General features: G+C 39.8%; 16 protein-coding genes. 11 read left to right on the forward strand and 5 right to left on the reverse strand.

Going from position 1 to position 21,049, the window contains the following annotated elements:
- The first annotated feature begins 14 nt into the window (after nt 1-14).
- The 3 genes from rpsI (at nt 15) to sspB (ending at nt 2,221) form a co-directional block, all read left to right on the forward strand.
- Nucleotides 15-407 carry a 30S ribosomal protein S9 gene (gene rpsI, locus GTH24_RS02715; RefSeq protein WP_004245284.1) on the forward strand — a complete coding sequence of 131 codons (393 nt, stop codon included), beginning with the start codon at nt 15-17 and terminating at the stop codon, nt 405-407.
- A 656-nt stretch (nt 408-1,063) separates the two neighbouring features.
- Nucleotides 1,064-1,705: a stringent starvation protein SspA gene (sspA, locus tag GTH24_RS02720; protein WP_023582862.1), complete on the forward strand. Its 642-nt coding sequence runs from the start codon at nt 1,064-1,066 to the stop codon at nt 1,703-1,705.
- A 6-nt stretch (nt 1,706-1,711) separates the two neighbouring features.
- On the forward strand, nt 1,712-2,221 hold the full coding sequence (sspB, locus tag GTH24_RS02725) for a ClpXP protease specificity-enhancing factor (RefSeq protein WP_072069756.1): 510 nt from the start codon (nt 1,712-1,714) through the stop codon (nt 2,219-2,221).
- A 152-nt stretch (nt 2,222-2,373) separates the two neighbouring features.
- On the opposite strand, the gene GTH24_RS02730 is transcribed toward sspB, so the two are convergent.
- The 4 genes from GTH24_RS02730 to gltB all read right to left on the reverse strand — a co-directional run bounded on the left by GTH24_RS02730 (nt 2,374) and on the right by gltB (nt 11,308).
- Nucleotides 2,374-3,642 carry an amidohydrolase gene (locus GTH24_RS02730; RefSeq protein ID WP_072069755.1) on the reverse strand — a complete coding sequence of 423 codons (1,269 nt, stop codon included), beginning with the start codon at nt 3,640-3,642 and terminating at the stop codon, nt 2,374-2,376.
- A 14-nt stretch (nt 3,643-3,656) separates the two neighbouring features.
- A complete protein-coding gene (gene dcuC / locus GTH24_RS02735) occupies nt 3,657-4,931 on the reverse strand; it encodes a C4-dicarboxylate transporter DcuC (protein WP_072069754.1) in 1,275 nt (424 codons plus the stop codon).
- Between the two features lie 509 nt (nt 4,932-5,440).
- Nucleotides 5,441-6,838, reverse strand: coding sequence for an FAD-dependent oxidoreductase (locus GTH24_RS02740; protein ID WP_072069753.1), 1,398 nt, complete (start codon nt 6,836-6,838; stop codon nt 5,441-5,443).
- A 9-nt stretch (nt 6,839-6,847) separates the two neighbouring features.
- Nucleotides 6,848-11,308, reverse strand: coding sequence for a glutamate synthase large subunit (gltB, locus tag GTH24_RS02745; RefSeq protein ID WP_164525918.1), 4,461 nt, complete (start codon nt 11,306-11,308; stop codon nt 6,848-6,850).
- A gap of 672 nt (nt 11,309-11,980) precedes the next feature.
- Here gltB and arcB point away from each other — a divergent pair.
- The 3 genes from arcB to mtgA all read left to right on the forward strand — a co-directional run bounded on the left by arcB (nt 11,981) and on the right by mtgA (nt 15,927).
- Nucleotides 11,981-14,317, forward strand: a complete 2,337-nt coding sequence (gene arcB / locus GTH24_RS02750; RefSeq protein WP_164525919.1) for an aerobic respiration two-component sensor histidine kinase ArcB — start codon at nt 11,981-11,983, stop codon at nt 14,315-14,317.
- A 237-nt stretch (nt 14,318-14,554) separates the two neighbouring features.
- A complete protein-coding gene (elbB, locus tag GTH24_RS02755) occupies nt 14,555-15,205 on the forward strand; it encodes an isoprenoid biosynthesis glyoxalase ElbB (RefSeq protein ID WP_072069863.1) in 651 nt (216 codons plus the stop codon).
- A 20-nt stretch (nt 15,206-15,225) separates the two neighbouring features.
- On the forward strand, nt 15,226-15,927 hold the full coding sequence (gene mtgA, locus GTH24_RS02760) for a monofunctional biosynthetic peptidoglycan transglycosylase (RefSeq protein WP_164525920.1): 702 nt from the start codon (nt 15,226-15,228) through the stop codon (nt 15,925-15,927).
- Nucleotides 15,928-15,929: 2 nt separating this feature from the next.
- On the opposite strand, the gene GTH24_RS02765 is transcribed toward mtgA, so the two are convergent.
- Nucleotides 15,930-16,820 carry an AraC family transcriptional regulator gene (locus tag GTH24_RS02765; RefSeq protein ID WP_072069749.1) on the reverse strand — a complete coding sequence of 297 codons (891 nt, stop codon included), beginning with the start codon at nt 16,818-16,820 and terminating at the stop codon, nt 15,930-15,932.
- Between the two features lie 486 nt (nt 16,821-17,306).
- On the opposite strand from GTH24_RS02765, the gene GTH24_RS02770 reads away from it, so the two are divergent.
- Genes GTH24_RS02770 through ureE form a run of 5 tightly spaced genes read left to right on the forward strand, consistent with a single transcriptional unit; the run spans nt 17,307 to nt 21,028 of the window.
- Nucleotides 17,307-18,143 (forward strand): urease accessory protein UreD, encoded by an 837-nt coding sequence (locus GTH24_RS02770; RefSeq protein ID WP_164525921.1) that lies wholly within the window; start codon nt 17,307-17,309, stop codon nt 18,141-18,143.
- 21 nt (nt 18,144-18,164) lie between these two features.
- Entirely contained in the window at nt 18,165-18,467 is a 303-nt protein-coding gene (locus tag GTH24_RS02775) for an urease subunit gamma (RefSeq protein ID WP_004908484.1), read from the forward strand.
- 8 nt (nt 18,468-18,475) lie between these two features.
- Nucleotides 18,476-18,802, forward strand: a complete 327-nt coding sequence (locus tag GTH24_RS02780; RefSeq protein ID WP_072069747.1) for an urease subunit beta — start codon at nt 18,476-18,478, stop codon at nt 18,800-18,802.
- Entirely contained in the window at nt 18,799-20,502 is a 1,704-nt protein-coding gene (gene ureC, locus GTH24_RS02785; protein WP_164525922.1) for an urease subunit alpha, read from the forward strand. Before GTH24_RS02780 ends, ureC begins: the two co-directional genes overlap by 4 nt.
- A gap of 25 nt (nt 20,503-20,527) precedes the next feature.
- On the forward strand, nt 20,528-21,028 hold the full coding sequence (gene ureE, locus GTH24_RS02790; protein WP_072069745.1) for an urease accessory protein UreE: 501 nt from the start codon (nt 20,528-20,530) through the stop codon (nt 21,026-21,028).
- Nucleotides 21,029-21,049: the final 21 nt, after the last annotated feature.

The following is a 21,049-nucleotide window of genomic DNA, read 5'->3' on the forward strand; positions in this document are numbered from 1 at the left end:
CGGGATAATAGGCAATGGCTGATAATCAATACTACGGCACAGGTCGCCGCAAAAGTTCTTCCGCACGTGTCTTCATTAAGCCAGGTAGCGGTAATATCGTAATCAACAAACGTAGCCTAGAAGTTTACTTCGGCCGCGAAACAGCACGTATGGTTGTTCGTCAACCGCTGGAATTAGTTGATATGCTGGGTAAATTAGATTTATACATCACTGTTAAAGGTGGTGGTATCTCTGGTCAAGCTGGCGCGATCCGTCACGGTATCACTCGTGCACTGATGGAATATGATGAGACTCTACGTTCTGATCTGCGTAAAGCTGGTTTCGTTACCCGTGATGCGCGTTCTGTTGAACGTAAGAAAGTGGGTCTGCGTAAAGCACGTCGTCGTCCACAGTTCTCTAAACGTTAATTTGTTATCTTTTAGATATCAATTTGATGTTGAAAACCCGTCTTCACAGGCGGGTTTTTTATTTTGATTAATTTGTGTTTATTGATAATAAAAACATAATCTTGTTAATGTATTGAGACAATGGCCACGAAAATAGGCTTTATGTAAGATAACTGAACGATTAAAAAACCTATTTTTCGGATGTTTAATCTATATATATTCGTTTTTTGATATTATAATCTTACTTTTAAAGTAATCTAGCATATTATATTGAATTATTTGCATAAGCCCCCCTAAGTAACATGAATTCTGGTAGAATAACGGGCTTCGGTGTCTTTCTTACTCTAATTTCACAATGTTGCCGATGGTGTATCAACGATAGTGTCTGTTATTCATTTTAAAGCAATACCAAAATTATTATGACAATAATGATTGTTGAATGATTATTTTTGTATTACTTGATAATGATATGTGCCGCAAAGACAGGTGAGTTTTTAACCCTGTAGAATAAGATTATCCCGCGATAACACTTTTTATACAGGTAGTTACCCAATGTAGTTAATAACTTAGATATTTATTTAAGTTAACTGCGTTTGTGTGCTTGTCTTTTAGGAATGGGGAAATGGAAAAGGTATCGTGCCAATTCATTTCTTTAATTGATTAACTTGGAGGTTTTCATGGCTGTCGCTGCTAACAAACGTTCGGTAATGACTTTGTTTTCCGGTCCGACTGATATTTTCAGCCATCAGGTCAGAATTGTCCTAGCGGAGAAAGGTGTCAGTGTTGAAATTGAACAGGTTGAAGCTGGTAATCTTCCACAGGATCTTATCGATCTGAACCCTTACCAAAGTGTGCCGACTTTGGTCGATCGTGAGCTGACTCTGTATGATTCACGTATCATCATGGAATACCTTGATGAGCGCTTCCCTCATCCTCCTTTAATGCCGGTTTATCCAGTTGCTCGTGGTAGCAGCCGTTTAATGATGCATCGCATCGAGCATGATTGGTATTCTTTAATGAACACCATTGAGAAAGGAACAGAACAACAAGCCAATGCAGCTCGTAAACAGTTAGCTGAAGAGCTACTGGCTGTATCGCCTGTGTTTAAAGAATATCCTTACTTTATGAGTGAAGAATTCAGCTTAGTAGATTGCTACTTAGCTCCGCTTCTATGGCGTTTACCAGTATTAGGCGTGGATTTAAGCGGTGCTGGTGCTAAAGATGTACAAATTTATATGCAACGTGTTTTTGAGCGTGATTCTTTCCTCGCCTCATTAACCGAAGCAGAGCGTGAAATGCGCTTACCTTCAAGAGGGTAATGAAGTATGGAGATCATGGATATGTCTCCGCGTCGTCCGCATTTATTACGTGCGTATTATGACTGGATCGTCGAAAACGAGTTAACACCACATTTAGTTGTTGATGTGAATATCGTCGGTGTTCAAGTTCCTATGGAATACGCACATGATGGTCAAATTGTACTAAATATTGCCTCTCGTGCTGTTGATGACCTTGAGTTAACGCTGTATCAGGTTTTATTTAGTGCAAGTTTTGGTGGCATACCTCGTAAAGTGCGAGTGCCTATGGCTGCTGTTATGGCTATTTATGCGAGAGAAAACGGCGCGGGAATGATGTTTGAGCCAGAACCTGCCTATGAATCTGGTGCATCATTACAGTTTGCTGAAGATGAAAGTGAAGAAAATACTTTAACGCCTGTTAATGAAGGCTTATCGCTTGTTACTGATGGTACGGTAGAAACCGATACATCTTCACCGGATGATGATCCTGAGCCACCTCGCCCAACAGGCCGCCCGTCATTACGTGTTGTGAAGTAAGAGATCATCTTATTTGTATAGTGGAAAGCCCAGTTTAAATAAACTGGGCTTTTTTTGTGGTGAGCCGAGATGGCACATAGTGCTTTGATTGTCGCACCAAAAAAAAGCGCTCTATAGTAATATAGAGCGCTTTATTAAATTGTATCACTAAACTATTTCAGCAGTTCTTCTAAACAACCAGTGTAAAGATTAACCGCGGTCATTAATTGTTTTTCATCGAAATCAAAGCCTGCTTGGTGGTGACCCGCAGTTCTATCGGCACCAACAACGAAATACAGTGATTTACCACCACAACGTTGTACGCGTTTTGCTAATACAGTCGCATCTTCACTACCCCCAAATGGGCGAGTGGCAACTGCGGTTAACTCTGCATGTTTACCAACGACTTTGGTCATGACATCAATGAGTTCTTGGTCATTTGTGAGGTCAACGGCTTCACCCATAATTTCGCTTTCCATTTCTAACTGGAAGCTATGCGCTGCGCCTTCAGCCATACGTACTGCATTGGCAGCCATAAAACTGTTGATCTCTTCATTTTCACCGCGAACTTCAATTTGCATTTCAGCATTAGCTGGGGTGACATTACGGCCTTCACCGGCTTTTAATACACCGATGTTGATACGTGACATCCCTTTACCATGGCGAGAAATACCCAGCATTTGTGTTGCTGCGTGGCAAGCACCAGCTAACGCATTACGACCCAATTCTGGTTCTGCACCTGCGTGAGATGGCGCACCTTTAAAACGGAAGTCATATTTAGTAGTACATAAGAAATGTGTTGGGTTAATAACAATTTCACCACTATTTGCGATAAAGCCTAAGTGCGCACCTAAGAAGTAATCGGCATCATCTGCGATACCACTTTCAGCCATCGCACGAGCACCACGAACACCTTCTTCAGCTGGTTGGAATAAGATTTTAACTTTACCAACAACTTTATCTTTATTTTCAACTAACCAGTGAGCAACACCTAAACCGATAGAAATGTGTCCATCGTGACCACAAGCGTGCATTTCGCCAGCATGGCAAGAAGCAAAGTTCTCAGCGTGAGGACGATGTTTAGCTTCTGTTGCTTCGTTAACACCCACACAGTCGATATCAAAACGCAGAGCTACGGTTGGGCCGGCTTTACCGCTATCAAAGATAGCCACACAACCTGTTAGTTCTTTCATTTCATCAAGCAGGGCTTCATCAACTTTATGCTCTCTTGCAACCGCTAGGCCTTTTTCAACAACTTGACGACGGCGGCCAAAAGCAAACTCTTGATTGATAACGTCTGGGCCAACTTTAACTTCTAAACCTAAGCTACGTAATTCTTTGACGATTTTCGCTGTGGTTAAAAATTCTGACCAACCAATTTCTGGGTATTGGTGAAACTCACGACGCCATTTTATTAATTTTTCTAGTGTAATTGCTGACATATTCATTTCTCCACTTATAACATGAATAACGCAACAGCGATGACGCCGATAATCATACCTGGTGCAGTACGTTTTGCGATTTCCATAGGGTTAACATTTGCAAGACCAGCACAAACAATTGCTGCTCCTGCCAGTGGTGACATTGTACGACCTAATGCGCCAGATAACGCTGCGGCCATACCCATGTCTGGGATTTCATAACCAAATTGTGCAGCATGAGGTGTTACTGTTTCGTTGAATGCGAATGCTGCTGCGTCACCAGAACCTGTGATAATACCCATTAAGAATGGCCCTAAAGTACCACCCCAACGAGCAAATTCAGGAGAGTGAGTTAAGAAGTTGATGAACGCGTCGATTAAACCAGATGCTTTCAGACCTGCTGCGAATACGGCTGCTGCAATGATGATACCTAATACATCACCATAAGCATTACCCATACCTTTAAAGAACTCTTTAGTAATTTGAGCAGGGTTAGTTAATGTGATGAACAGGGCATAGATAGAACCAATTAACATTGCTGCTGGTACTGACAGTTTAAATGTACTGAAAGTCTCAAAGAATGGCAGGATCAACAGGATTAATGGAATGAAAGGTGCTGTTGCGTATAAATAGTTCGGGCGAATAGCTTCTGGTGTTGCCTGCGCTGATGAAGAAGATGCATCACCAGTAACAGAAGCCATTTTGAACTCTTTTTTCACTAAAGCGACAACAGCAAGCGAAACCGCAGCAATACCGCCAGCCATTAAGCTGTATGGGCTATGGCGAGCAATTAAGTCAACCACTTCCATATTAGCCATGTTAGCAACGAAGGCATTATGCGACATACCTGGGCTTAACATCGAACCGATAGTACCACATAACACGGCACCACCAGCGATAGCTGGGTGAATACGGGCCGCGATTAATAATGGGATTAATGTCGCTCCTACCGCCGCCGCACAACCTGCTGCTGATGGGATTGCGATATTAATGAAATAAGTGACAATAACTGTTGCTGGAATAAGGAAAAAACCAAGACGAGTCATTACTTTTGATAATACGTGCACCAGATGCATATCACATTTGGTGTATTTCATAACATAAGCAAAACCCATACTCGCACAGATTGCTTGAATTAATGATGAAGACACCATGCGCTCACTAAATGCGGTAAACGCATCTAATGGGGATAGGCTTAAAATACAGAGTAATAAGCCCGCACCAATAAGCACCATTCGGGTTTCATATTTTTTTATTAGCAAATAGACAGTTACAATAATAACGGCTACTGCTATCAGTTGCATCACCATAGTGATCCCCTAGTTAATTATGACAACATTATTAATTGTGAAAACGAACCTAACATCAATAAATTATATTTTTCTGTAAAGTTATTAGGTGACTCCATTATGAAGTTGGTAGATTGACAATATTTGATTGTTATCAAATTTAATAGTCGAAATAAAATCTATTTTTTTAGACTGTGATGTTATTAACAAATGCTGTAAAACAATTATCATTAAAAGATGACAGAAAAGTTAAATAAAAAGAGACAAAGTAAAAAATACGAAAAGAAATTATATTTACTATAGGGTAAGAGTGTTATTTTGATACAAAAAAGAATATCTATTTTTATTAAAATATTATTTAATAATTTATATTAAATGGTAATGAGAATGATTATTTGATGAGATATTTTTATGATCCTTAAGTATTATTTATTTATAGCAATAAAGCATTAATAAAATTATCCCACTTAAATTAAATGGGATAATTAGTAAGAGAAATTGTTATTTTAAATATCAAAAACAAACGATATTTAACAGGATAAATACTGCAAAATGCCTTCTGCTGCCTCTCTTCCCTCGGCTATTGCTGTCACTACAAGATCAGAGCCTCGAACGATATCTCCCCCTGCAAATACTTTAGGGTTTGTTGTTTGATTTGGTATTTCTTGATTGTTTGAAATAATAATTCGTCCTGAAGATGTATATTCAATATTATTTTCATCTAACCACGGATAATGTGCAGGTTTAAAGCCAAATGCGAGAATAACAGCATCGGCAGGTAATTCATGTTCACTACCTTCAATAGGAATTAATGTTTTATCATTTTTAGTTTTTATAACACGAATACCAACCACTTTATTTTGATTATCGACTTCAATATCCATAGGTTGGAGATTAAATAAAAATTCACCTCCTTCTTCTTTGGCATTTTTCACTTCACGTTTAGAACCCGGCATATTGTTTTCATCACGGCGATAGACACAGGTAACTTTATTCGCACCTTGTCGAATGGCTGTGCGAACACAATCCATTGCCGTATCACCCCCACCTAATACCACAACATTTTTATCTTTAAGGTCAATATAAGGTGTTTGAGGATCTTCGTTATACCCCATTAAATAACGAGTATTACCAATTAAATAAGGCAGTGCACTATAAACCCCCTCTGCCTTCTCATTAGAAAAATGACCACTTAAACTGTGATAAGTACCTAATCCAAGAAAAACAGCGTCATATTGCGTAATAAGAGTATCTAGAGTGATATCTTTACCAACTTCAGTATTAAGGCAAAATTCAATACCCATTTCACTAAATAGCTCACGGCGTCGGATCATCAGCGACTTTTCGAGTTTAAAAGAAGGGATACCAAATGTAAGTAAGCCACCAATTTCAGGGTGCTTATCATAAACAACAGGTTTTACACCTTGTCGAATAAGAACATCTGCACAGGCAAGACCCGCAGGGCCTGCACCGATAATTGCGACTTTTTTATCGGTCATTGTGACTTGAGAAAGATCGGGACGCCATCCTTGAGCTAAAGCGGTGTCGTTGATATAACGTTCAATATTGCCAATTGTAACGGCACCAAAATCATCATTGAGTGTACAGGCGCCTTCGCAAAGCCTATCTTGAGGGCAAACACGACCACAAATTTCCGGCAAACTGTTTGTTTGATGAGAAAGCTCAGCGGCTTCAATAATGCGCCCTTCATTTGCAAGCTTTAGCCAGTTCGGGATGTAATTATGAACAGGGCATTTCCATTCACAATATGGATTACCACAACCTAAACAGCGATCAGCTTGTGCTGTGGCTTGTTGCGGTGAAAAAGCCTCATATATTTCAACAAACTCAATTTTGCGAATAGCTAATGGTTTTTTGGTCGGCTCAATACGATTTAAGTCGATAAACTGATACACATTCTGACTCATAATATTCTCCTATTGTGCCTGAACGCGTAATTCAGCAGATGAACGGCGAGGATGACCAAGTAACGCATTGACATCACTGGATTTGGGCTTAACTAATTTAAAGTGTTGTGACCAATATTCCCACTGTGAAAGTAACATTTCACCTTGCTGTGAGCTTGTTAATCTTACATGCTCTGCAATCATGCCTCGTAAATGTTCAGCGAGAATGGCAAAGGATGCAACAGGAAGCAACTCAATAGATGAAGTATTGATCCGTTGTGATAATGTTGAATCTTCATCTAACAGATAGGCAAATCCACCTGTCATTCCTGCGCCAAAGTTAATACCGGTTTTGCCCAGAATGCAGACAATACCCCCCGTCATATATTCACAACCGTTATCGCCGACACCTTCAACCACAGCAATTGCACCAGAGTTTCTCACCGCAAAACGCTCGCCAGCTAAACCTGACGCATAAAGTTTTCCACCTGTAGCGCCATAAAGACAGGTATTACCCATAATCGTAGCGTGATGATTTTTAAAGGCAGAGCCAACAGGAGGGGAAACAATTATACGCCCTCCTGCCATGCCTTTTCCTACATAATCATTAGCATCGCCCACTAAGGTTAATTCAACACCTTGAGCATTCCAGACGCCAAAACTTTGGCCAGCTGTTCCTGTAAAATGAAGTTTAATCGGGGTTGCAGATAGGCCACTTTCGCCATATTTCTTAGCAATAATGCCAGATAATGTTGCACCAACAGAACGGTCAGTATTACGAATATCAAAATAATACGTTTGGCTTTTTTGCTGCTCAACTGCTTGAATGGTTTGAGTAACAATGCGTTGGTTTAATTCGCCCTTATCATAAGTATTATTGTTTTCCTGACAATAAAGCGCATAACCTGATGGTGACGTTGCGGTTTCTAACAATCCACCTAAGGAGAGTTTTTGTTGCTTACTGCTAACGCCTTCAAGGCATGAAAGCAGGTCGGTTCGACCAATTAAATCCGTGATTTTTCTAACACCGAGTAAGGCCATTAATTCACGAGTTTCTTGTGCAATAAAACGAAAGTAGTTAATAACGCGTTCTGGTAATCCGTGATAATGATTACGGCGGAGTGTTTCATCTTGGGTTGCAACACCCATTGCGCAATTATTTAAATGACAAATACGCAAATATTTACAGCCTAGTGCCACCATGGGGCCTGTACCAAACCCAAAACTCTCCGCGCCTAAGATTGCCGCTTTAATGATATCTAAACCTGTTTTTAATCCACCATCGATTTGTAAACGAATTTTATGACGTAGATTATTTGCCACTAGCGCTTGTTGTGTTTCAACCAAGCCTAATTCCCACGGGCTTCCAGCATATTTTACTGAGGTTAGTGGACTTGCTCCTGTCCCCCCGTCATAACCTGCAATAGTGATCAAATCGGCATAAGCTTTGGCAACACCAGTGGCAATAGTGCCAACGCCTGGTTCTGAAACCAATTTTACAGAAATTAGTGCCGTTGGGTTTATCTGTTTTAAATCAAAAATAAGCTGAGCTAAATCTTCAATAGAGTAGATATCGTGATGAGGAGGGGGGGATATTAGAGTGACACCGGGTACGGCATAACGCAGTTGCGCAATATAAGGTGTCACTTTATCTCCGGGAAGTTGCCCGCCTTCACCCGGTTTTGCCCCTTGTGCCACTTTGATTTGTAAAACATCAGCACTCATTAAATAAGAGGGAGTCACACCAAAGCGACCTGAAGCAATTTGTTTGATCCGAGAGACTTTATTGGTGCCGTAACGTGTCGGATCTTCGCCTCCTTCTCCTGAATTTGAAAAGCCACCTAAGGTATTCATCGCTTCTGCAAGGGCTTCATGAGCTTCTCGGCTTAATGCGCCAATTGACATCGCCGCAGTATCAAAGCGTTTAAATAATTCGGTTTCAGGCTCGACTTCTTCAATTGAGATGGCTGTTGCCTTTTTATTAAGCACTAACATATCGCGTAATGTTGTTATTGGGCGTTGTTGCACAAGGTTTGCATAATGCTGATAGTCAGTATATTCCCCACTATTTACAGCTTTCTGTAATGCTTGAACGACATCGGGATTGTAAGCATGGTATTCACCTTTATGCGCATATTTTAATAATCCACCCGTTTCTAAAGGATAACGAGTTAACCACGCTCGTTTTGATAGATTAAATAAGTCATGTTCAAAATCACTAAAGTCAGCGCCATTAATCCGATTATCAACACCTGCAAAACAGAGCTTAACAACGTTATCGTTTAATCCGACAGCTTCAAAAAGTTGAGAGCAACGGTAAGAGGCGACGGTTGAAATGCCCATTTTAGACATGATTTTATACAGGCCTTTATTTATACCATTACGGTAATTGAGCATCATTTGAGCATAAGAGCCTTGCAGGATTTTTTTATCAACACGTTGAGCTAAAGATTCGTAAGCAAGATAAGGGTAGATCGCGGTAGCACCAAATCCGAGTAAAACGGCGAAATGGTGTGGATCACGGGCACTGGCAGTTTCGACAATAATATTGGCATCACAGCGTAAGTTATTATCTACTAATGCTTTTTGTACCGCACCCACCGCCATAGGTGCAGGAATAGGTAGTCGCTCTTTAGCGATATTTCTATCTGATAATATCAGTAAAACAGCACCGTTGCGGACTTCCTGTTGTGCTTTTACACATAATTGGCGTAAAGCTGTTTCTAGGTTAGAACCTGTTGGTTGATACGTGATATCAAGATGAATAGCGCGGTAATAGGGACTTTCTTGATTAATAAGTTGTTGAAAATCGCTATAGAGTAAAATAGGGGATTTAAAACTGAGCCGATGAGCTTGGCCTTCAGCTTCGCAGAACACATTCATTTCACGTCCAATACATGTCGCTAAAGACATGACATGAGCTTCTCTTAATGAGTCTATTGGTGGATTCGTGACCTGTGCAAACTTCTGTCTAAAATAATCATAAATAAGGCGTGGACGTTGAGATAACACCGCAAATGGGGTGTCATCACCCATTGAACCAGTGGCTTCTTGTCCGTTTTCTGCAAGTACATGCAAAATGTTTTCTAGCTCTTCTTGGCTATATGCAAATTGTTTTTGATACGTTGCTAATAATGTGTCATCAAAGGCACGTTGGCCGGTTGCTTGTTGTTCTGGTAGTGCTTCAAATGGTGTTAAACGTTTAACGTTACGTTCAAGCCACAATTTATAAGGGTGACGCCTTTTTAAATCTTCATCGGTTTCAGCTGAGTGTAAAATACGCCCATTATGAGTATCAATTACCATTAGTTCACCAGGGCCAACACGTCCTTTTTCTCGTACTTCATCAGGTTGATAATCCCAAATACCAATTTCAGAAGCACAAGTAATGATGTTATCCGTGGTGATCACATAGCGAGCAGGGCGTAAACCATTTCTATCAAGAGTACAAGCTGCATAACGGCCATCTGATAACACAATACCAGCCGGACCATCCCAAGGCTCCATGTGCATTGAGTTAAAATCAAAAAATGCCCGCAAATCATCGTCCATTTGAGGATTATTTTGCCACGCAGGAGGAACGAGTAGTCGCATAGAACGAACAATATCCATACCACCATTGAGAAAAAGCTCTAGCATATTGTCGAGTGAACTTGAATCTGAGCCACTTTCATTCACAAATGGAGCGGCACTTTGTAGATCAGGAATAAGTGGGGTATGAAATTTATAGGCGCGGGCTCTGGCCCATTGGCGATTACCTGTGATGGTATTAATTTCACCGTTATGTGCTAAATAACGAAAGGGTTGGGCGAGTGGCCATCTTGGTGTGGTATTAGTGGAAAAGCGCTGGTGGAATAAACAAATTGAAGATTCCATGCGTAGATCAGCGAGGTCGGTAAAAAAACGCGGTAAATCGATGGCCATACAAAGGCCTTTATAAACTGTCACCAAATTGGAAAGGCTACAAATATAAAAATCACTGTCAGTGATACGCTTTTCAATTCGTCTACGGGCAATAAAGAGTCGTCTTTCAATATCACTTATCCGCCAGCCTGCGGGGGCATTAACAAAGACTTGTTCGATTAAAGGAAGCGAAGAAAGGGCAATGCTACCTAGAATATCTGTGTTGATAGGAACTTTACGCCAGCCAACAATAGAAAGCGTTTCACGTTGTAGTTCTTCTTCAACAATGAGACGGCATTGTGTGGCAATATTGGGATCTTGGCTTAAAAATAGCATCCCTACTGCGTAATTTTTTGCTAAATGCCAGCCTTTTTCTTGTGCAACTAATTGGAAAAAACGTTCTGGTTTTTGTAAGAGTAATCCGCAACCATCTCCTGTTTTACCATCAGAAAGAATCGCGCCACGATGTTGCATTCTGGCGAGACCATGTATGGCATTTCTGACAATCTTATGGCTGGCTTGCCCTTCAATATGCGCGATCAATCCAAACCCACAATTGTCTTTTTCCTGTGTCTTTTGATAGAGCATTTTTTGCTTCCTACTTAGTTTACTGGGCACCTCAAAAAAGAGCACAAAGGAACGTTTTGGCTCAAAGTATGTAGGTAAATTTATGGGTACTCAGTCGGGTGATGTTGTGTTTGCCTAGCTTGATGTGTTTTTTATATTGCTATGCAATGCCTTTTCAACTTATCGATAAATAAAAATCAGGTCAATGTGTAGGGATATTTGACTGAGATAAAACAGATAAGGAAATTTTTATTTTAAAATATTGATTAATAACTAAATTATTCTATTTTAAAATAGTAAGAAAGTGATTTTTTAATGTGAGCTATATCACTTTATTTGAGCAGTTTAGCTTTATCTCATCCTTTAATGATAAAAACGGGTAGTGAGTTATTCTAATGAATATGTTGATTTTGGAATTTTATTGTTTTTATACATTTTGTATAAAAAAAGACAAATTGAATTTTTACTAATAAGGTCTATTTATCGTTGATATCTCTATTGTTTATGTTACTTGGTTTTGTATTATTTTTATGAATGCATATATCTCGGATAGGCTTGTTGAGAGAAAATAAACAGTTAAATCAAACAAAATAATGAAAAATAGCCTCTCTTAATTAGATTTCTGAATGTTCGCCACTGCGCCAATTCATTTTTGGGTTATCATTCCATAGATTCAATATATTGGAGTTTTCAATGAAATTGCTCAAAGGGCTTGCCCAATACTACGTTGACTTAATGATGAGGCTAGGGCTTATTCGCTTCTCGTTGTTGTTAGCTTCTGCATTAGTTGTTTTAGCGATGGTTGTTCAAATGGCGGTAACATTCTTGCTTGCAGGTGATGTTACCAGTATTGACCTTGTTCGCTCTATTTTCTTTGGGCTGATTATTACGCCTTGGGCTGTCTATTTTCTTTCGGTTGTCGTTGAACAACTGGAAGAATCACGACGTCGTTTATCTCGTATGGTAGATAAGCTTGGTGTAATGCGACAGCGTGATTTAGAGCTTAATTCTCAATTAAAAGAGAATATTGAGCAATTAAACTTGGAAATTCAAGAGCGTGAAAAAGTTGAAAAAGCGCACCTCGAACTTTTGGAAAAACTCAAAAGTGAAATGAAGCGTCGTGAGTTGACGCAAATAGAACTGGAACAACAATCTTCACTGTTACGTTCATTCCTTGATGCCTCTCCTGACTTAGTTTATTACCGTAATGAAGATAATGAATTTTCAGGATGTAACCGCGCAACAGAATTACTGACCGGTAAAAGTGAGAAGCAACTTATCGGTTTAACGCCACTTGATGTATATGACGAAGATATTGCGATAAAAGTGATGGAAACCGATGAGAAAGTTTTCCGTCACAATGTCTCACTTACGTATGAGCAGTGGCTGGTTTACCCGGATGGGCGAAAAGCCTGTTTTGAATTACGCAAAGTGCCGTTTTATGACCGTATTGGTAAGCGTCATGGATTGATGGGCTTTGGACGTGACATTACAGAGCGTAAGCGCTATCAAGACGCGTTAGAGAACGCTAGCCGTGATAAAACTACCTTTATCTCAACAATCAGCCATGAATTGCGTACACCGCTTAATGGCATTGTTGGGTTAAGCCGTATTTTATTGGATACCGAACTTTCACCAGAGCAACTCAATTATTTAAAAACGATCCATGTGAGTGCGATTACGTTAGGTAATATTTTCAATGACGTGATTGAAATGGATAAGATTGAGCGTCGAAAAATTCAGCTAGATAACCAGCCAATCGATTTTACTGAATTTATTTCTGATTTAGAAAACCTTTCAGGGTTGTTAGTACAGCCAAAAGGATTGAAATTCACACTCGAAGCAGAGGAAACCTTACCACATAAGATAACCTCTGACGGAACTCGATTACGTCAGATCTTATGGAATCTCATTGGTAATGCTGTGAAATTTACGCAAGAAGGTGAAATCAAAGTTCGCATTTGGCAAGAAGCCCCTGATAAGTTGTTCTTCGAAGTCAAAGACAGTGGTATCGGCATCCCTAAAAGTGAGCTTGAGAAGATTTTCGCAATGTACTATCAAGTCAATGATAGTCAAGGTGGACGCTCTGCAACAGGAACAGGGATTGGACTTGCCGTTTCAAAACGCCTAGCACAGCATATGGGCGGTGATATTCATGTAGAGAGTGAGTTAGGTAAGGGATCTGTCTTCACGCTCTCTATCGTTGCTCCTACGATTGAAGAACATCTTGATATTGAGAATGATGATGAGTTCTTATTGCCAGCATTAAATATTCTGCTTGTTGAAGATATTGAGCTTAACGTTATTGTCGCCTGTTCAGTTTTAGAGAAGTTAGGTAATACCGTTGATGTAGCAATGACCGGACAAGAAGCTTTATCGATGTTTAAGCCTGATGAATATGATTTAGTGCTATTAGATATTCAATTACCTGATATGACAGGGTTTGATATTTCAAGAAAATTACGTCAAGAATTTGACAGTAATGAACTTCCGCCATTGATTGCATTAACTGCAAATGTTTTGAAAGATAAAAAAGAGTATTTAGATGCGGGAATGAACGACGTATTGAGTAAACCACTTTCTGTAGATACGCTTACCGCCATTATCAACAAATTCTGGGGAGATGGTGCGGTTTCTGTGCCATGTAATGAGCCATCGGAATTGTTGAATAAAAATGAAGAGTTGTTAGATATAGACATGCTGAATCAATACATCGAACTTGTCGGACCTCAATTAATCACTGATGGTTTAGATGTTTTTGAAAAGATGATGCCAAGTTATATGTCAGTCCTAGAATCTAATCTGACAGCACGTGATCAGAAGGGCATCACTGAGGAAGGACATAAAATCAAAGGAGCCGCGGGTTCTATTGGTTTAAAACATTTACAGCAACTCGCTAAACAGATCCAATCACCGGAATTACCTGCTTGGTGGGACAATGTGCAAGAGTGGGTAGATGAACTAGGGAAGGATTGGAGAAAGGATGTGGAAAGTTTAAGAAACTGGTTAGCAGGGGCTAGAAAAAAATAACCCCAACCGAAGGTTGGGGTGCGCGAATACTGCGCCAACACCAGGGAAACTTTTCTATCCGCTTTTTTTGATTCTCATTGCATAGGCGAATAGGATGAAACTATTCCATACATCATACAAGCAACAAAATAGCAAAGATAAGTTTTTTTGTTACAAGAAACATTTAAATATGTGATGGCGATTGGTGTTTACACCTATAAATGGGTAACTAGTAATCTACTACAAATGGAGAAAGATATGAAATCAATTGCGGTAATTTTAAGTGGCTGTGGTGTGTTTGATGGAAGTGAAATCCATGAATCAGTGCTAACAATGCTTGCTTTAAGCCAAAATAATGCTGAAGTTCATTATTTTTCACCTAATGATTTACAACCAACTGTAATTAATCATATTACAGGTGAAGAAAAATCAGAAAAAAGAAATATGATGGAAGAATCTTCGCGTATTTCTCGTGGAAAAATATCCCCTTTATCAGATGCAAAGGCCGAAAACTTTGATGCAGTCATTATTCCTGGTGGCTTTGGTGCTGCGAAGAATTTATGCAACTTTGCCACGAAAGGGAGTGAGTGTGAAATTAACAAAGATCTCTTAAGGTTTGTTCAAGCTATGCATCAACAGAAAAAACCATTAGGGTTAATTTGTATTGCTCCCGTTATGTTACCGAAAATGTTAAATGCTCCAGTTAAATTAACAATAGGAAATGATATTGCGACGGCCAGTGCTATTGAAAAAATGGGAGGGATCCATATAGATTGCCCTGTTGATGACATTGTTGTTGATGAAGAATATCGAGTAGTAACCACTCCTGCATATATGCTTGCGCAGTCTATTGCACAAGCACAGGTGGGTATTGAAAAATTGGTTAAGAAAGTCCTTGAAATGGCTTAATGTATAGGCGAAAACAGCAGATGACACTGGTGAGAAAGTTAAAGAAACTATTAATTATTCTAATTGCTTTGTGGCTGTTAATAGTTGTGCTGTTTTCTTTTTTACCAGTGCCTTTTTCTGCTGTTATGATCCAAAGACAAATTTCTGCTTGGAGTGAGTTTGATTTCTCTTATATGTCTCATTCCACTTGGGTTGGTGAAAAAGAGATAGCACCAGCGATGTATTTGGCGGTTATTGCTTCTGAAGATCAAAATTTCCCCAAACATTGGGGTTTTGATTTTGATGCTATTGAGAAAGTTTTCAAAAAAAATCATAACGGTGGGAAAACATTACGAGGTGCATCGACAATTTCTCAACAAATGGTCAAAAATCTTTTTTTATGGGATGGTCGTAGTTGGATAAGAAAAGGGCTTGAGGCAGGCATGACGCCCGTTGTTGAGCTGATCTGGTCAAAAAAACGTATTTTAACGGTATATCTAAATATTGTTGAGTTTGGTGATGGGATCTTTGGTGCAGAACAGGCCTCCCAACATTATTTTAGAAAGCCTGCTAAACAACTTACTCAACAAGAAGCAGCCCTATTAGCTGCAGTTTTACCTAATCCTCACATCTATCACGTTAATAAACCTTCAGCTTACGTCTTAAAACGGCAACAGTGGATCCTAAATCAAATGCGATTATTAGGTGGAGTCACTTTTTTAAAGAAAAATGATTTGTCATAACATTATAAAGTTTGAAATATTTTTCTATCTGGCTCTGCAATTTTTTCTGACAATTTCGTTATTGCAGAAGGATCATTAGCCTGACGAGACTGAATTCGAAATTGTGATGGCGTGATACCGTATTTACGTTTAAAAGCATCGCAAAAATAGGCATTACTCCCAAAGCCACAACGATGGCTGATTTGAAAGACAGAATAATTAGAGAATGTTAGATAATTTAAGGCGATCCCCATTCTGACATCTAACAGCAATTGACAAAATGAAACCCCTTCTTTATTTAAATGACGACGCAGTGTTGATGGGGTGGTAAAGAGCGTTTTTGCTACATCTTCTAAATGCCATTTTCGTTGTGGATCTTGTGTGATTAAATGCGTAATTGCCTGATTTTTGGGTTCGTCATAATTAAATCGGAAGATATTTAAAATATCGACGCCTTCTTGATATACCGCCATTAAAATAAAGAACAGACACTGTTGCATAAACATGGTTTCTTGAGAGGGAGAGCCATGAGGTAGAGGTAAACACTGTTTGAGTATGCCAAAGTTGCTTTTTACCACTTCAGGTGTGGATAAATGATAAACAGGAAGGTGGCTTGTCAGTGGAGAGCTTGATTTAATTAAAGGCTTTAATAAAGAAAAGACAGATTGAAGCTCTGTTTCGCATAAAACGAGGGTATGTAGTTCAATCGATTTATGGGTGAATTGATTAACAATATCACAGGAAACTTGGCTATATTTGGGAATAATAAGAGTTAAATGGGTTGATACATCAATAGTTTGTCCATTGATGCAAATTGTACCTTTTGCGCCACTAACCATCGCTATCATCGGGTTTTCGATGTAAAACGTTTTTAAAGACATCTGGTTAGAGGACAGAATGTGTTTGTATTCCATAATCTCCAATATACCGCAGGCAAGCTAAGCATCAATGTTGCTTAAATATTTAATGTGAACTCATTTATTGTATAAACGAATAAGTTATATCTAGAATAAATAGAGAGATTATTCTAGTTAAGAATGAGAGCCATCATGCGAAACTGCACGATAGTCGCACAGAATATAATCCCGTTGATAAAAGATGACAATATAGATATACGCTCATTTTCTACATTTATTTTAATCAGTGTTATTTTTTCTAAATAAAATGCTATTTATTTAAAACGCATTTTTCGTAATAAGGTGTAGAATCGCGCGTCACAGACGAAGGGGATTGTCCTGTTTTTAGGTTATCACAGTTTGTCTTTTTACCCACACCCTATCCAACATTCATTAGCTTATTTTCTATTTGATTTTGAATGACACAATCTTATGGATAGTGCTGTATGTATTCACGTATTTTCCTGATTTATTGATAATTTTGCCGAGTTGGCAGGAGTGAGTATGTCTGACTTTTCAGGGAAGGGTTGGCTTGCTGAAATCGTTTTACGTTATGAAGTAAAACGCGGAATGACACGTCTTACAGAAAAACGCCATGTCGGCCCACTAATGGTTCAGCGTCCTTTTTATCCTGAGCAAGGTATTGCACACACTTATTTACTCCATCCTCCAGGTGGGGTAGTCGGTGGTGATAAATTACTGATCAATATTGATGTTCAATCTGAAGCTCATGCATTGCTTACCACACCTGGTGCAACCAAGTTTTACCGTAGTGCTGGTGGGGAGGCTCGTCAAATTCAAACATTAAAGGTCGCATCGAATGGTTTTTTAGAGTGGCTTCCACAGGAGAATATCTTTTTTCCTGATGCTCGAGTACATCTAGAAACACATATTCATATTGCATCTACTGCCAAATTTATTGGGTGGGAAATTCAGTGTTTTGGTCGTCCGGTTTTAAATGAATGGTTTGAAAATGGCAATGTTAAAGGGCGCTTTAATTTTTATATTGATGAAAAGCTGACATTAACAGAATCGCTTTTTGTTAATGGCTTACAAAATAAAGCTGCTGCAATGCGTGAGTTTCCCATGTTGGGTTCGCTTTATATTTATCCTGTAACTGATGAATTAAAAAATCTTATTCAACAATGTGTTGAGGCTTTTTCAGCCTCTTATAACCCTATTATCGAATATGGTTTAACCGATGTAGACGGAATTTTAGTTTTACGGCTATTAGGCTCACAAACAGAGCCGATGATGGCGTGTTTTGCTCAAGTTTGGCAAACCGTCAGACAACACTGGTTAGGGTATTGTCCTGAGCCGCCTCGTATATGGGCGACATAATCGTTAATTTTAGGAGCAGAAATGGAATTAACACCAAGAGAAAAAGATAAATTACTGCTTTTTACAGCGGGCCTTGTTGCTGAAAGACGTTTAGCGAGAGGGCTTAAGCTTAATTATCCTGAAGCAGTTGCATTGATTAGTTGTGCCATTATGGAAGGTGCTCGTGATGGCAAAACCGTTGCCCAGTTGATGAGTGAAGGACGCACTGTTTTAACGGCAGAGCAGGTGATGGAAGGGGTACCAGAAATGATAAAAGACATTCAAGTAGAGTGTACATTTCCTGATGGTACAAAACTTGTTTCTATCCATGATCCTATTGTGTAGGTAACAACATGATACCCGGTGAAATTAGAGTTAACCAAACGTTAGGCGATATTGAGCTTAATGCTGGCCGAGAAACAAAGACAATACAAGTGGCTAATCATGGTGATAGACCCGTACAGGTGGGGTCCCATTATCATTTCTATGAAGTAAATGATGCGCTGAAATTTGAGCGAGAAGGCACATTGGGTTTTCGTTTAAATATCCCAGCAGGTATGGCGGTTCGTTTTGAACCCGGTCAAAGCCGTACAGTTGAATTAGTGGCTTTTGCAGGAAAACGTGAAATTTATGGTTTTCACGGCAAAGTGATGGGTAAATTGGAGAGTGAGAAAAAATGAAAACTATCTCACGTCAAGCTTATGCAGACATGTTTGGCCCAACAACAGGCGATCGTCTGCGATTAGCCGATACAGAGCTTTTTCTTGAAATTGAAAAAGATTTCACCACTTATGGTGAAGAGGTGAAATTTGGTGGCGGTAAAGTTATTCGTGATGGCATGGGGCAAAGCCAAGTTGTCAATGCCGAGTGTGTTGATGTTCTTATCACTAACGCCATAATTTTAGACCATTGGGGTATCGTAAAAGCGGATATTGGTATTAAAGATGGCCGTATTGTGGGTATCGGTAAAGCAGGCAACCCTGATGTGCAACCTAATGTGGATATTATCGTAGGGCCTGCCACAGAAGTGGTTGCGGGTGAAGGTAAAATTATTACTGCTGGTGGTGTTGATACCCATATTCACTTTATCTGTCCTCAACAAGCACAAGAAGGTTTAGTCTCTGGTGTGACTACTTTTATTGGTGGTGGCACAGGGCCAGTTGCAGGAACGAATGCAACCACAGTCACGCCGGGTATTTGGAACATGCATCGCATGCTAGAAGCCGTTGATGAATTGCCTATTAATGTGGGCTTATTTGGTAAAGGTTGCGTGAGTAGACCGGAAGCAGTTCGTGAGCAGATTGAAGCAGGGGCTATTGGTCTAAAAATTCATGAAGATTGGGGTGCAACGCCAATGGCAATTCACAATTGCCTTAATGTTGCTGATGAAATGGATGTGCAAGTCGCTATTCACTCTGACACCTTAAATGAAGGTGGTTTTTATGAAGAAACGGTAAAAGCGATAGCAGGCCGTGTGATCCATGTTTTTCATACAGAAGGTGCTGGCGGTGGGCATGCACCGGATGTGATTAAATCAGTTGGGGAGCCAAATATTTTACCAGCATCAACCAACCCAACGATGCCTTATACCATTAACACGGTAGATGAACATCTCGACATGTTAATGGTTTGCCATCACCTTGATCCTTCTATTCCTGAAGATGTGGCCTTTGCTGAATCTCGTATTCGTCGCGAAACTATTGCTGCGGAAGATATCTTACATGATATGGGTGCTATTTCTGTTATGTCGTCAGACTCACAGGCAATGGGGCGCGTAGGTGAAGTTATTCTTCGTACTTGGCAATGTGCGCACAAAATGAAATTACAACGCGGCACATTAGAAGGTGATACCGCTGAAAGTGATAATTGTCGCATTAAACGCTATGTGGCGAAATACACTATTAATCCTGCTTTAGCGCATGGTATTGCACATGAGGTGGGTTCTATTGAAAAAGGGAAGTTGGCTGATCTGGTTTTATGGGAACCGGCTTTCTTTGGCGTGAAACCCGCATTGATCATGAAAGGTGGAATGGTTGCTTATGCACCAATGGGGGATATTAACGCAGCTATTCCAACGCCTCAGCCTGTGCATTATCGCCCAATGTATGCCTGTTTAGGTAAAGCAAAATACCAAACGTCAATGATCTTTATGTCAAAAGCCGGCATTGAAGCCGGTGTGCCTGAAAAGCTTGGCTTAAAGAGCTTAATTGGTCGAGTCCAGGGTTGTCGTAGCGTGTCAAAAGCATCGATGATCCACAATAGCTATTTGCCACATATTGAGCTAGATCCACAAACTTATATTGTGAAAGCAGATGGTGTGCCATTAGTGTGTGAACCCGCAACACAATTACCGATGGCACAACGCTATTTCCTCTTTTGATGTGGATTTATTGAGAATATAGAGAATGAAAAGATTTACTCAACTTATTGATCAACAAAAAGCACTTGAAATAGCAACACGAGAAACATCGGCTCTTACTTTGTGTTTAACGATGGATGAAAGAACCAAAAGCCGTTTAAAAGTCACATTAAGTGATGGGCAAGAAGCTGGGCTGTTTTTGCCCCGTGGTACGGTGCTAAAAGAGGGCGATATTTTACTGTCAGAAGATAATACGCTAGTCACAATTGAAGCCGCAAAAGAGCAAGTTTCCACAGTGTATAGCGAAGATCCACTGTTATTAGCTCGGGTTTGTTATCACTTAGGCAATCGTCATGTTCCATTACAAATTGAAGCTGGCTGGTGTCGCTATTTTCACGATCATGTTTTAGATGATATGGCGAGAGGCTTAGGCGCAAACGTCGTCGTTGGCTTAGAGAAGTATCAGCCAGAACCGGGCGCTTACGGTGGATCATCAGGTGGTCATCATCATCACCACACCCATGACGATCACCATCATCATCATTAATTACTTGAATAAGGGAGCCTA

The sequence above is a fragment of the Proteus vulgaris genome (genome assembly GCF_011045815.1).
Classification (GTDB): domain Bacteria; phylum Pseudomonadota; class Gammaproteobacteria; order Enterobacterales; family Enterobacteriaceae; genus Proteus; species Proteus vulgaris_B.